The organism is Pseudomonas macauensis, from assembly GCF_047902425.1.
GTDB lineage: Bacteria > Pseudomonadota > Gammaproteobacteria > Pseudomonadales > Pseudomonadaceae > Pseudomonas.
Map to the genome: position 1 here is coordinate 2,513,819 of NZ_CP138377.1, position 12,776 is coordinate 2,526,594.

Genomic DNA, 12,776 nt, shown 5'->3' on the forward strand with positions numbered 1-12,776 from the left:
ATGACCCCGCAAGACGCGCTGGACAAGGTTTTCGCCCCCGCCCACCTGGCCGGCCTGGCCTTGCGTAACCGCGTGATCAAGACCGCCACCTTCGAGGGCATGTGCCAGGGCGGCGTGCCCAGTGACGACCTGGTCGCGCACCATGCGCGTATGGCTCGTGGCGGCGTCGCCCTGAGCACCGTGGCCTACTGCGGGGTATCGCCCGACGGCCTGACCTTCCCCGACCAGATGTGGATGCACGAAGGCGTCTTCGCCAAGCTCAGCGAACTGGCCGGCGCGGTGCACCGCGAGGGCGGGGCGGTGTCGGCACAACTGGCGCACTGCGGCTTCTTCAGTCGCAACCGCCCGCAGAACATCCCGCGTCCGCGCGGCCCCAGCGCCTGCATCAACCAGTACGGGCTGTTTTCCGGCGTACCCTTCGCCGGCGCCATGGGCGATGCGGACATCCGCAAGACCCTGAACGAATACCGCGACGCCGCGGCCTTCGTGAAGCGCGCCGGCTTCGACGCCATCGAAATCCACATGGGCCACGGCTACCTGCTCAGCCAGTTCATTTCGCCGGCCACCAACAAGCGCAGCGATGCCTACGGCGGCAGCCTGGACAACCGCCTGCGCCTGCCACTGCAAGTGCTGGAGGCGGTACGCGAAGCAGTGGGCGACGACTTCCCGATCCTGGCCAAGCTCAACCTCAGCGACGGTTTTGCCGGGGGGCTGGAGATCGACGAGTCGTGCCGTGCCGCGCAGCGCCTGGCCGAGCATGGCCTCAACGCCCTGGTCATGAGCGGCGGCTTCACCAGCCGTTCGCCGATGTACCTGTTCCGTGGCGAAAGCCCGCTGCAGCAGATGATCCCGCTGGAGACCAACCCGTTGCAGCGCACCGCGATGAAATGGTTCGGCGGCCGCCTGTTCGCCGACTCGCCCTATACCGAGATGTACTTCCTCGAACAGGCCCGACGGGTGCGCCAGGCCACCGACATGCCGCTGGTGTACCTGGGCGGCGTGAGCAGCCGCGACAGCCTGCAGCGCGCCATGAGCGAGGGCTTCGACTTCGTCGCCATGGGCCGCGCACTGCTGCGCGACCCGGACCTGGTGCGCAACATCCAGCAGCACGGCGAGCGCTACGCCAACGGCTGCACGCACTGCAACCAGTGCGTGGCGAGCATGGGGCTGCCCGGTGGTATTCGTTGCGTGCTGAACCGGCCGGAGAGCTTTGCGGCGGTACGCTAAGCCGTCGTCAAAGCGTCAAGAAAAAACGGCCTGCACTTTCCGGTGCAGGCCGTTTTCTTTTGCCTTCCCCCCGAGGAGCCGGTTCGGCTCCTCGGGGGTGTTGCGCTTAGAAGGCGATACCCAGGCTGAGGTTGCCGCTCAGGCCGTGGCTGTCGGAGCCTTGCAGCCCCTGCACGTCGGCGCTGACGCTGACGGCGCCCGCGCGGGCGGTGAGGCCGGCGCCGACCTTGAACAGGTCGCGGTCGTTGAAGGCCGAGACCTGCTCCACGCCGAAGCCCTGGACTGCCCCGTGGCTCTTCACCTCGGGATTGCCGAAGGCGTGCTCGTAACCCAGGTTCAGCCCCGGCTGCAGGCTCCAGTCGCCGACGTGGGACTGACCGAAGCCCAGGTTCAGGCCGCCGACCAGGCTGGTGACGGTCTTGTCGACGGTGTCGACGTCCAGGGCCAGCTCGCTGCCTTTTTCGGTGAAGCCGTCGAGGCGGACCTGGCTGACGCGTACGCCGAGGGTCGGCTCCAGGGTCAGGTCGCCGTTGTGGGTGCGATAGCCGAGGTTGGCCAGGGCACTGTACAGGCTGCCCTGGGTGTCGCCCTTGGCGCGGCCCAGGCCGTAGCCGAGGTCGCGGCGGCTGTCGTAGTCGATGTAGCCGGCGTCCAGGCGCAGGTCGGCGTAGGCGCCCTGTTCGAGGCTGTCGAAGGCGTAGCGGCCGCCCAGGGTGATGAAGGTGAGGTCGGCGTCGGCGGAGGCGCCGGAGCTGGCCACGTCGCCGTTGGAGTAGCCGAAGCCGGCGCGGGCGCTGGTCTGGCTGTCGAAGCGGTGGGTCAGGCCGACCAGGGCGCCCTGGCTGTGCTCGTTGCTGCTGGAGGCATGGGACGATCCATCGGTGCCGACGTAGCTGGCCAGCGCGCTCATCCACAGCTGGCTTTCGCCCTCGCGCAGGTCGCGGCCGCTGGCGTAGGGCGCGATGGCGTTGTCAATCAACTGGGTCTGGCGCAGCAGGTAGCTGGCCGAGTCGGCGTGGATCTGCCCGCCGACGCGTTGCTCCAGGCCGCCCAGGCTGCCGGCATCGATGGCCGATTGCAGGTAGTAGTTGTAGGCGCTGTAGCGGCCGGAGAGGTCGCTGTCCTGCAAGGCGGCCAGCAGGCCGGCGCCGGCCGCGGCGTTGCCCGCGAGCCCCGCCTGGCCGGGCAGGCTGCCAAAGCGGACCATCTTGCCGCGCAGCACGTAAATGGTCTCCTGGTCCAGGCCCAGGCCCTCTTTCAGGTAGTTGTCGACCGTGCCGTAGTCCTGGGTGATCTGGTCGAGACCGGCCTGCAGGTAACTTTCTTCCACGCCCAGCAGCGGCGCATAGACGGAGGCCAGCGCCGGTGCGCGGGAGCTCAGCTTGGCCAGGGTGGCGCTGATGCTGCCGGCGCTGTAGCTGTTGGTGGCCAGGTAGTCCTGCATGATGGTGGCCGAGTCGACGCCGGCAATGGATTGCAGCATGGCGGCGGTCCAGCCGGTGCGGTCCTTGCCGGAGGTGCAGTGGAAGATCACCGGGTCTTCGGCGCTGGCCAGCTCCATGAACAGGTCATGGTAGCGCGCACGTTGGCCGGCGTCGGTGACGAAGTCGCGGTTCAGGTCGCGCATCCACTCACGCGCCGCCTCGGGGCTGGTGAGGGGCGGGTTCACCTGTTCGCCGCCGATGATGTTGATGTTCTGGTAGCGGGCTCCGGCGGGGAGGACATCCGGCGCCTGGGCGATTTCGCCGGGGGTGCGCAGGTCGAAGATTTCGCCGATCCCCAGTCCTTCGAGGATCGCCTTGTCATTGCCCTTCAGGGTCAGTGCGTTGGAACGGTAGAACACGCCGGAGCGCATGACGCCGCCATTGGCGGTGACGTCGGCCTGGGTGGTGCCGGCAACGTCGCGGAAGTTGTCCGCACCGACGAGGCGCGGGGTATCCAGCGAGAGGTCAAGGGCAAGGGCGGTGGTGTGCGGCAGGCAGAGCAGGGCAGCAGGGATGAGCAATCGCTTGGCCACGAGGGATGTTCCTTATCGAGGGGTGGTAGTCATGACGCAGGTGCGATGAGCCCGGGCGGGTCCTGCACGGGAGCGTCATCGTTACTGGCACGCAGAACGCCGCGCCAAAAAAGGAATTCGGGGCGAAAAAAAACCGGCCGCCCCAAAAGGAGGAGCGGCCGGCCCTGTGGCCTTACTGGCCGAGCTTGCGCATGTTCGCAGCGGTGAAGTAGTTGCTGTCGTACTTGACGGTGTTCAGTTGTGGTTGCGGCTGTTCGTTGGACAGGCGGTCGGCCAGGTAGGAGCCGGCGATCAGGTCGTGGAACAGGGCGACACGTGCCTGGTTGACCTGGATGTCATAGGCATAGGTGGTGGTCTGCATGTTGGTGCGCCACAGCTGGCCGCGGTTGTCGTAGTTGTCGGCCAGGGCGGCGGACCAGCTGTCCTCGTCGAGGTAGAGGGTACGCTTGCCGTAGATGTGCCGTGCGCCGGGCTTGAGGGTCGCTTCCACCACCCATACGCGGTGCAGCTCGTAGCGCATGTAGTCCGGGTTGATGTGGTTGGGCGTGAGCAGATCCGAATACTTCACGTTCGGATCGTCGAGCTTGTAGTTGTTGTAGGGGATGTAGATCTCTTTCTTGCCGATCATCTTCCAGTTGTAACGGTCGGTCGCGCCGTTGAACAGGCGGTCTTCGTCGATGACGCGGAAGCCGCCAGCGCCGGTGGGGGTGTCGTAGCCGACGGTGGGCGCGCGGCGAACGCGGCGGGTACCGGGCAGGTACTGCCAGCTCTGGCGCGGATTGGCCATGGGGTCGATGAACTCGTTGCCGCCGATGATCTCGCCCTTGGAGCGCACGGGCTTCAGGGTGGTGAGCATGAAGTGGCTCATGATGCCGCTGGCCGCGGACTGTTCGACCGAGCCATTGGGGTCCGACCAGGGGCAGGAGATCTGGTAGTGGACGGTCTGCGGCGCGGTGTTGCCGTTGGAGTAGATCACCGACTGGTCGTACACCGCTTCCTCGCTCCAGGCGCGGGTCTGCAGGGCGTGGTTCCAGATCAGCTCATTGCCGTTCTTCGGAATCGGGAAAGGGGAGGCGCCGAAGGCACCGGCCACCGCGTTTCCTTCCTGGGTCAGTTCCGCGCTGACGGCGTTGGCCTTGATCCGCTCTTCCGCCTTCTCGCTGTAGCGGAAGTCACGGTGCGACGGGTAGACGGGCATCTTGAAGGTGGTGGGGTAGCGCTTGAACAGCGCGCGCTGGCCGTCGGTCAGGTACTTGGAATACTGCTCCATGTTCTGCGCGGTGATGACGAACAGCGGCTTCTCGTCGGCGTAGGGATCGGGGTAACGGTTGCCCGGCCCTGCGTAGTTCACATGGGGCGGCGCTCCGCGCCATTTGCCCGACCAGGCCGGGATGGTGCCATCTGCGTTGCCGGCTTTCTCGGCGCCCATGGGGGTCAGTTCCGTGCCGAGGCGGGCGGCCTCTTCAGGGCTGACCTTGGCCTGCGCCTGGCCGATCAGGCAAGCGAGTCCGGCGGACAGCAGTAGAGCTGAAAAGTGGGGTTTGCGGTTCATGGGAGGGCTCCTCCTGCTGGGTCAGAAGCTGTATTTCGCGGTCAGCGAAACGTTGTCGCGGTCGGACAGTGCGGTTTCGCTCGGATTGCCGAGGAACACGTTGTAGCGGGCCTCGATGCTGAAGTTGTTCAGGTAGCGCCAGGTGGTGCCGACGCCGAGGCGGTCGTCGCCTTCGCCCAGGCCGAAGCTGCCGGGCATCGACGAGCTGCCGTTGACGGCCTGGCTGTAGATGAGCGGAACGCTGAGGTCCCAGCCGTTGAAGATGTTGTTGTAATCAAGGGTGACGTTGAGGGTGTAACCCCAGGCGGACTTGTCGTAGTACAGCTCGCCGGTGTTGGGGGTATTGATCAGCGCGTAGCCGGCGCCGGTGGGCACGAACACGTCGAAGCTCGGTGCCTTGTCGTTGCTCAGCACGCGGTTGTAGCCCACTTCGCCGGTCAGGGTGACGTTGTCGGCGAAGGGCTGGTTGCCATAGGAGTGGATGAAGGACATCAACGCTTCCATGGTCTTGGCGCGCACCGGGTGCGGTACCAGGCCGGTATCCACCAGCACCGGCTGGCCGTCGCGGTAGCTCAGTTCGCCGCTGACGTTGGTCTCGCCCAGCACGGTGGAGAAGCTGGCGCCGTACAGGTCGATGTTGTCGAAGTAACGTACGTTGTACTCGGCCTGGTTCCAGTGGCTGAGGAAGTCCAGCTGCGGCGTCTTGTCGTGGAAGCGCACGTAGTACAGGCCGAACTCGGTGTTGTTCAGTTGCTCGGCGCTGTAGGTCAGCGCCACGCCGAACTGGCCGGAGTCGCTGGGCTTGTCGTCGCCGATGCGGCGGGTCATGCCGAAGGCGTCGCTGTAGCCGCCGCGGTCCATCTGGTCGGTGATCGAGAAATAGCTGCCGACGCCGTCGATCTCGGTCTTTTTCCAGTCGTACTGGTAGTAGGCCTGCACGCCGAGCGCGTCGGTGAGGCTGTACTGGACGAACGCCTGGCCGACCGGCAGGAACAGTTCCTTGATCTCGATGCCCGGGACGTTGGCCTTGGTCGCGTCCACCGGGCTCATCGCGCCGGAGATGCCGAAGCCGTTGAACAGGCTTTCACCCCAGCTCACCACCTGGTTGCCGACGCGCGCGTTGAGGGCGTGTCCGTTCAGGTCCCAGTTGCCATAGCCGTAGGTGTCGAGCATGCGCACGCGGTCGCCGTGCTGGTCGACGGTGTCTTCGGGGAATTCGTCGGCCTTGGAGCAATGACCGGACGCCAGGCAGTTGGAGGTGCCGGTCGTGTTGTCGTTGCTGTGATGGTAGACGTCGTCGTAGAAGCCGGAGGCGCGCGCGAACAGGCCGAAGTCCTCGCGGAACTTGAAGTCGGCCTCGGTGAGGAAGCTGGCGCGGTTGTTGATCAAGCTGCCGCGATCGAAAGCGTTGTTGCCGTCATCGATGTTGGCGATCGCCGGGTTGCTGCCACCGTTGGAGAGCGCGTGGGCGCGCTTCTCGGTACGCCAGGCGAGGCCGTAGCTGACGGTGGTGTTCCAGTTGATCTTGAGGTCGTCGTTTACGTCGAACGACAGTGCCTGGGCCTGGCTGGCCAGGAACAGGCTGGAGGCGCTGATCGCAACGGCAAGGGGCATCGGCTGGAAGGCGATTCTTATTCTTGTCATTTCGTCCTCTGCTCGGGCAGGCACGGTTGTCCAGACCCGGAACTGTGTTGGCGGGAATGTGGCGGGGCTGACTATGTGGTCACCCGGATTCGCCAACATCGTCCGAAGGGACTACGCCAGCGAGACGGTGCCGAGGCCCTTCCGGGCTAGTCCCATCGGACGATGTTCGGGCTCATGGGCTGCGCGAAAAATCGCCGAGGATGCGTGGGTCGGACCCACGCCAGCTCCCGGAGAAAACAGCGCATGAACGCAAGGGCGAGCGGCCAGCGGAGCCGCGAGTGGGACCATGAATGTGACGTACTGGTGGTGGGCAGCGGCGCTGGTGGCATGACCGCCGCCTTGCGTGCCCGCGACCTGGGCATGGACGTATTGGTGGTGGAAAAGAGCGACCGCTACGGCGGCACCTCGGCGGTGTCCGGCGGCGGCATCTGGATTCCCTGCAACCATCGGATCGCCGCCCTCGGTGGCCAGGATTCGGCACAGGAAGCGATTCGTTACATCCGTACCGTGACCCGGGACCTGGTGACCGACGGCCGCATCGAGACCTACGTCGAACACGGCCGGCGCATGGTCGAATACCTGGAGGCCAACAGCCGGGTGCGCTTCGAGGCGCAGCCCGAGTACGCCGACTATTACCCGGAAGTCCCGGGGGGCAAGCCGGGCTTCCGCTCCATGGACCCGCTGCCGTTCGACGCCCGCGAACTGGGCGATGAATTCGCGCGGATGCGCGAGCCGTCGCCGGGCACCCTGATGATGGGGCGCGTCGCCATGACCATGAAGGAAGCGCGCGTGCTGCTCTGCCGCGGGCCCGGCTGGGTCGGGCTGACGATGCGCATCCTGTGGCGCTACTGGCGCGACCTGGGCGGACGCCTGAGCTCGAAGCGCGACCGCTTCCTCACCCTGGGCAACGCCCTGGTCGCCGCGCTGCGCCGTTCGCTGCTCGATCGCCAGGTACCGCTGTGGCTGGAAGCGCCACTGCAGGGCCTGGTGGAAGAGGACGGCCGGGTAGTGGGCGCCGAACTGCTGCACAAGGGCCGCCCGTTGCGGGTGCATGCTCGACGTGGGGTGGTCATCGCCGCCGGCGGTTTCGAGCGTAACCAGGCGATGCGCAGCCAGTACCATCCGCAGCCATCGCAAAGCCAGTGGAGCGCGACGCCGCCCTACAACAGCGGCGACGGCATCTGCGCCGGTCAGGCACTGGGCGCGGCCACCGCGCTGATGGAGCACGCCTGGTGGGCGCCGACCACCCATGTCGAGGGTGAGGAAAAACAGCGCGCGCTGTTCGTCGAGCGCACCCTGCCGGGTTGCGTGCTGGTGGACTCCGCCGGCCAGCGCTTCGTCAACGAAGCCGCGCCCTACACCGACATCGTCTATGCCATGTACGGGCACAACACCGAACAGGCGCGCAGTGTGCCCTGCTGGATGGTGTTCGACGCCGAGTTCCGCCGCAAATACCCCTGCGGCGCCTTGCTGCCCGGCTATGCGATGCCCGACAGCCGCCTGCCCAAACATCTGCACGGCTACTACCACAAGGCCGACAGTATCGCCGAACTGGCCACCGCCATTGGCGTCGACGGCGCCGGTCTCGCCCGCACCCTGGAGCGTTTCAACCGCCATGCGGCACTGGGCCAGGACCCGGACTTCCACAAGGGCGAGTCGGCCTTCGACCGCTACTACGGTGACCCCACCGTGCTGCCCAACCCGTGCCTGGCGCCGCTGCTCAAGGCGCCGTTCTATGCGGTGCAGATCAATGCCGGTGACATCGGCACCAAGGGCGGCCTGCTCACCGACGTGAACGCCCGCGTGCTGCGCGAGGACGGCAGTGCCATCGACGGCCTCTACGCCATCGGCAACTCCGCCGCCTCGATGATGGGTACCACCTATCCCGGCGCGGGCTCCACCATCGGCCCGGCGATGACCTTCGGTTTCCTCGCCGCCGAGCACATCCAGCAACAGGCCGAGCAGACCCGCGCTCGCGCCAGCCAGGAGGCTTCGAACAATGTCTGAACAGACTCCCCGTATCGCCCTGGTCACCGGCGCCAGCCGTGGCGTCGGCAAGGGCATCGCCCAGGCGCTGGGCGCCGCCGGCATGACTGTCTACGTCAGCGGCCGCTCGCTGCAGTCCGGCGCCGCCACGCTGCATGGCCAGGTGATGCACGGCTCCATCCATGAAACCGCCGCGGCCATCGACGCCGCCGGCGGCAAGGGCATCGCCGTGCAGTGCGACCACAGCGACGACGAGCAGGTGCGCGCGCTGTTCCAGCGTATCGAGACGGAGCAGGGGCGCCTGGACCTGCTGGTGAACAACGTCACCTTCATCCACGAGCAGTTGATCGAGCCCGGCCCGTTCTGGGAGAAGCCGCTGGAGATGGTGAACATCCTCGACGTCGGCCTGCGCTCGTCCTACGTCGCCAGCTATTACGCCGCGCCGCTGCTGCTGCGCGCACCGAAGGCGCTGATGGCCTTTGTCTCCTCGTTCGGCGCCGGCTGCTACATGCACGGCCCGGCCTACGGGGCGCAGAAGGCCGGGGTGGACAAGCTGGCGGCGGACATGGCCATCGACTTCGAGAACAGCGCGGTCGCGGCGGTTTCCCTTTGGCTCGGCCCGCAGCTGACCGAACGCACCGCCATCGCCGGCCAGGCCAAGGCCGAGCAGTACGAGGCCTTCCTGGCGATGGCCGAGACGCCGCAGTTCAACGGCCGGATCATCCGCGCGATGCTGGATGACCCCAAGCTGACTGAGCTCTCCGGACAGACCCTGGTCAGCGCGGAACTGGCGCTGCGCTACGGCATCAAGGACAGCGACGACCGCCAGCCGCCGTCCTGGCGCGAACAGCTTGGCAGTCCGCGCGTGCAGCATCCGGCACGGGTGATGTGAGCCGGTGCGGCGGGGAAGGTGATCCCGTCACGTTCTCCGTTGCCCGCCGACCAGTGCTTTCCATGAAACACGCCAAAAACCGGACCCGATGATCGGGTCCGGTTTTTTTCATGAGGCCGTATCAGGCGATGCGGCGCAGTGCCTTGCGTCCCTTGCTGGCGCGGGTGTGGCGGAACAGGTCCTTGGGATCGTTTTCCTCGCCATCCTCGCCCCAGGGCACCAGATCGATCTTCTGCCCGAGGTTGAGCCGGCTCGCCTGATCGTTCACGTAGCGCAGCGCGGAGTAGTCCTCCAGTGCGAAGCCGACCGAGTCGAAGATGGTGACCTGCTCGGCGCTGTCGCGCCCTGCTACCTGGCCGGCCAGCACGCGCCAGAGGTCCACCACCGGGAAGTCCGCCGGCATCTGCTGGATCTCGCCCTCGACCCGCGACTGCGGCTCGTACTCGACGAACACCTTGCCGGCCCGCAGCACGTCGGCATGCAGCTCGGTCTTGCCCGGGCAGTCGCCGCCCACGCCATTGATGTGCATGCCGGGCTCGATCATCTCCGGAGTCAGGATGGTCGCGTAGGTCTTGTCCGCGGTCACCGTGGTGACGATGTCGGCGCCACGCACGGCTTCGGCGGTGGAGCTGGCGCGGATGATCTTCAGGTTCGGGAATTCGGCCAGGTTGCGGATCAGCTTTTCGGTCGCCAGCGGGTCGATGTCATAGACGGCGATTTCCTCGATGCCCAGGTGGAAATGGAAGGCCAGCGCCTGGAACTCGCTCTGCGCGCCGTTGCCGATCAATGCCATGCGCCGCGAGTTCGGCCGCGCCAGTGCGCGGGCGGCCATCAGCGAGGTGGCGCAGGTGCGCAGGGCGGTGGCCACGGTCAGCTCGGAGAGCAGCACCGGGTAGCCGGTCTCGACGTCGGCCAGCACGCCGAAGGCCATGACGGTGTAGAGCCCGCGCTGGGTGTTCTGCGGGTGGCCGTTGACGTACTTGAAGGCGTAGCGCACGGGGTCGGACACCGGCATCAGTTCGATGACGCCGATGTCGGAGTGGTTGGCGACCCGCGCCGATTTATCGAAGGATTCCCACCGTACGAAATCCTGCTGGATGGTGTCGGCCAGCTCGCCGATGAAGCGTGCGACTCCGATTTCCTGCACCAGTTGAGACATCGTGGGGACGTCGACGAAGCGAGTCATGGCGGGACCTCCAGCTAATTTGATTGGTATTGGAATTTCAGCTTGATATCCCGAACGCCAATGCTCGCCAGGTCCATTCGACAGGTGTTTTGCGGTCGGCCGGAGAGGGCCATTGTTCGTGTGGGATAGCGCCATTCTCCCACCCGGCCTGGAGAAATCCCGGCTGTAATGCCGGGGTGCGCCGACCGATCCGGCTGTATTGAGTCCTTTGGACAGCCGATTCTGCTGTGAAGGAAACGCCCTGCAGGCGGGCGTTTTTTCGGCCGGGAGCAGGGCGGAGCGAGGAGGTGTGGCGCTTAGCTGGCCGACTCTTTGATGGTGGTCAGTTCGGGGTGGGCGACGAGCTTGTCGATGTGCAAGCTTTCGTCGTTCAGCCAGGTCTCGGTGAGCGCGCGGTAGTGCTCCATGTCCCGGCAGCGCATGCGTACGCTGTAGTCGAAGGTGCCGCTGATCAGTTGGCAGTGCAGCACTTCCGGGCAGGCGATGACACAGGCCTCGAAGGCCTTCTGCGCGGTGCGCCCGCTCTGGTTCGACAGGGCGACCAGCACCAGCAGCGACAGGCCCGAGGCGATTTTCTGTTCATCGATGACGGCGCCGTAGCCGCGGATGATCCCGTGCTTCTCAAGCTTGCGCACGCGCTCCTGGCAGGGACGCGGCGTGAGGTGGACCAGGGACGAGAGCTTGCCGTAGGTAATGCGGCCCTGGTGGCGGAGGATCCTGATGATCTCTTCGTCGATGCGATCCAGGGTGAATGACGACGAGGTGTCCTGTTCTTTCGTGCTCATGGTTTCTGTTCTGACTAAGCGGAAAGGGCCGCCGGACGCGCTTCATCGAATGGCGCCCGGCAGCCCTTGCCTTTATGGGGTAACGCTCCGTCGTCTGTCAAAGACCGCCATCAACTTCACGGCGGCACAGGCGCGATCAGATCTCCCGGGCCAGCTCGGCGCCGTTGCCGCGCCGGTTCAGTACGACCAGATACACCAGGCCGAGTGCGATCCAGCCGATCCCCAGGGACTGGGCTTCGTAGCTCATGCTCACCAGCACGTAGGCGATGATCACCAGGCCGATCAGCGGGAAGACCAGGTGCTTGAGCACCTGCCCGGACTTCTGGCGGATGAAGTAGTGGTTGATCACCGCGACATGCAGCAGGCAGAAACCGGTCAGCGCGCCGAAGTTGACCAGGGAGGTGAGCACATCGGGGCTGTCGAGGAAGTAGATGCCGATGCCCAGGGACAGCACGCCAACCAGGTAGAGACTGATGTGCGGGGTCTGGTATTTCGGGTGGACCTTGGCCAGCACGCGCGGCAGCTTGCCGTCACGGGCCATCGAGTAGAGCAGGCGGGAGACGGCGGCCTGGGAGGTGATCGACACGGTCACGCCCCAGGCCAGCGCGGTGGATACGGCGGTCAGGGTGGACAGCCAGTTGCCGCCGGCCGCTTCGGCGATTTCATAGAAGGCGGTATCCGCCGACTTGAACGTCATGCCGGCGGCCAGGTCGGTGGCCAGCCAGGTCTGCACGATGAAGATGCCGCCCATGACGAACAGCGCGATCAGCGAGGCGCGGCCGATCTGCTTCGCCGGGTCGCCCTTGACCTCTTCGGCGAGGGTGGAGATCGCGTCGAAGCCCAAGAAGGACAGCACCGCGATGGACACCGCCTTCATCACCAGCCCGAGGTTGAAATGCTCCGGTTGCAGCAGTGGCTCCATCGTCAGGCGACCGTTGCCCAACCCGCCTTGCAGTGCCTGGTAACCCACGATCAGGAAGATGGCCAGCACCACCAGCTCGGCGATCAGGAACAGCAGGTTGAAGCGCGCCGCCAGGGTGATGCCGCGCAGGTTGATGAGGGTGGCGGACACCAGGAAGATCAGCATGAACACCAGCTTGGGGATCGCCGGGAACAGGTGGTTCAACGCCAGGGCGCTGAACACGTAGAGCAGTGGCGGGATCAGCAGGTAGTCGAGCAGCAGCACCCAGCCGGCGATGAAGCCGACGTTGGGGTGGATGCCGCGCTGGGCGTAGGAGTACACGGAACCGGCGATGGGGAAGGCGCGGGCCATGGCGCCATAGCTGAGCGCGGTGAAGAGCATCGCCACCATGCCCACCAGGTAGGCCATGGGGACCATGCCATGGGCGTCCGCGTGGACCCAGCCGTAAACGCCGAAGGGCGCGATGGGGATCATGAAGATCATCCCGTAGATCACCAGGTCGCTGAGGGTGAGACTACGACGGAGTTGTTGCTTGTATCCGAACTGTTCGATAGCCACGGGGCAC

At 65.9% G+C, this 12,776-nt stretch carries 9 protein-coding genes; 3 read left to right on the forward strand and 6 right to left on the reverse strand.

Features of this window, described 5'->3' with window-relative positions; all coding sequences use genetic code 11:
- Positions 1 to 1,227 (forward strand): NADH:flavin oxidoreductase, encoded by a 1,227-nt coding sequence (locus SD196_RS11850; protein ID WP_416311506.1) that lies wholly within the window; start codon positions 1 to 3, stop codon positions 1,225 to 1,227.
- 106 nt (positions 1,228 to 1,333) lie between these two features.
- Here the strand turns inward: SD196_RS11850 and SD196_RS11855 are convergent, their stop codons facing one another.
- The 3 genes from SD196_RS11855 to SD196_RS11865 all read right to left on the reverse strand — a co-directional run bounded on the left by SD196_RS11855 (position 1,334) and on the right by SD196_RS11865 (position 6,440).
- Positions 1,334 to 3,244, reverse strand: a complete 1,911-nt coding sequence (locus SD196_RS11855; RefSeq protein WP_416311507.1) for a tyrosine-protein phosphatase — start codon at positions 3,242 to 3,244, stop codon at positions 1,334 to 1,336.
- 172 nt (positions 3,245 to 3,416) lie between these two features.
- Complete coding sequence (locus tag SD196_RS11860) at positions 3,417 to 4,796, reverse strand: DUF1329 domain-containing protein (protein WP_275607449.1); 1,380 nt, start codon at positions 4,794 to 4,796, stop codon at positions 3,417 to 3,419.
- Positions 4,797 to 4,817: 21 nt separating this feature from the next.
- Positions 4,818 to 6,440, reverse strand: a complete 1,623-nt coding sequence (locus tag SD196_RS11865; RefSeq protein ID WP_275607448.1) for a DUF1302 domain-containing protein — start codon at positions 6,438 to 6,440, stop codon at positions 4,818 to 4,820.
- 243 nt (positions 6,441 to 6,683) lie between these two features.
- Here SD196_RS11865 and SD196_RS11870 point away from each other — a divergent pair, with 243 nt between their 5' ends.
- Both SD196_RS11870 and SD196_RS11875 read left to right on the forward strand, forming a co-directional pair.
- The gene (locus tag SD196_RS11870; RefSeq protein WP_331314414.1) at positions 6,684 to 8,447 is read left to right on the forward strand and encodes an FAD-dependent oxidoreductase; all 1,764 of its coding nucleotides are present in this window, start codon (positions 6,684 to 6,686) and stop codon (positions 8,445 to 8,447) included.
- Positions 8,440 to 9,318, forward strand: a complete 879-nt coding sequence (locus tag SD196_RS11875; protein WP_416311508.1) for an SDR family NAD(P)-dependent oxidoreductase — start codon at positions 8,440 to 8,442, stop codon at positions 9,316 to 9,318. The genes SD196_RS11870 and SD196_RS11875 overlap by 8 nt, the downstream gene beginning before the upstream one ends.
- A 121-nt stretch (positions 9,319 to 9,439) precedes the next feature.
- Here the strand turns inward: SD196_RS11875 and SD196_RS11880 are convergent, their stop codons facing one another.
- The 3 genes from SD196_RS11880 to SD196_RS11890 form a co-directional block, all read right to left on the reverse strand.
- Positions 9,440 to 10,504 carry an ornithine cyclodeaminase gene (locus tag SD196_RS11880; protein ID WP_331314420.1) on the reverse strand — a complete coding sequence of 355 codons (1,065 nt, stop codon included), beginning with the start codon at positions 10,502 to 10,504 and terminating at the stop codon, positions 9,440 to 9,442.
- Positions 10,505 to 10,800: 296 nt separating this feature from the next.
- Positions 10,801 to 11,289 (reverse strand): Lrp/AsnC family transcriptional regulator, encoded by a 489-nt coding sequence (locus SD196_RS11885; RefSeq protein ID WP_275607444.1) that lies wholly within the window; start codon positions 11,287 to 11,289, stop codon positions 10,801 to 10,803.
- 136 nt (positions 11,290 to 11,425) lie between these two features.
- Positions 11,426 to 12,769, reverse strand: a complete 1,344-nt coding sequence (locus tag SD196_RS11890; RefSeq protein WP_416311509.1) for an APC family permease — start codon at positions 12,767 to 12,769, stop codon at positions 11,426 to 11,428.
- Positions 12,770 to 12,776 lie beyond the last annotated feature (7 nt).

What these genes read in the sequence shown, in the direction of transcription:
- SD196_RS11850 (WP_416311506.1), top strand. Translation starts at nt 1, where the DNA reads ATGACCCCGCAAGACGCGCTGGACAAGGTTTTCGCCCCCGCCCACCTG.
- SD196_RS11860 (WP_275607449.1), bottom strand. Translation starts at nt 4,796, where the DNA reads ATGAACCGCAAACCCCACTTTTCAGCTCTACTGCTGTCCGCCGGACTC.
- SD196_RS11865 (WP_275607448.1), bottom strand. Translation starts at nt 6,440, where the DNA reads ATGACAAGAATAAGAATCGCCTTCCAGCCGATGCCCCTTGCCGTTGCG.
- SD196_RS11870 (WP_331314414.1), top strand. Translation starts at nt 6,684, where the DNA reads ATGAACGCAAGGGCGAGCGGCCAGCGGAGCCGCGAGTGGGACCATGAA.
- SD196_RS11875 (WP_416311508.1), top strand. Translation starts at nt 8,440, where the DNA reads ATGTCTGAACAGACTCCCCGTATCGCCCTGGTCACCGGCGCCAGCCGT.
- SD196_RS11880 (WP_331314420.1), bottom strand. Translation starts at nt 10,504, where the DNA reads ATGACTCGCTTCGTCGACGTCCCCACGATGTCTCAACTGGTGCAGGAA.
- SD196_RS11885 (WP_275607444.1), bottom strand. Translation starts at nt 11,289, where the DNA reads ATGAGCACGAAAGAACAGGACACCTCGTCGTCATTCACCCTGGATCGC.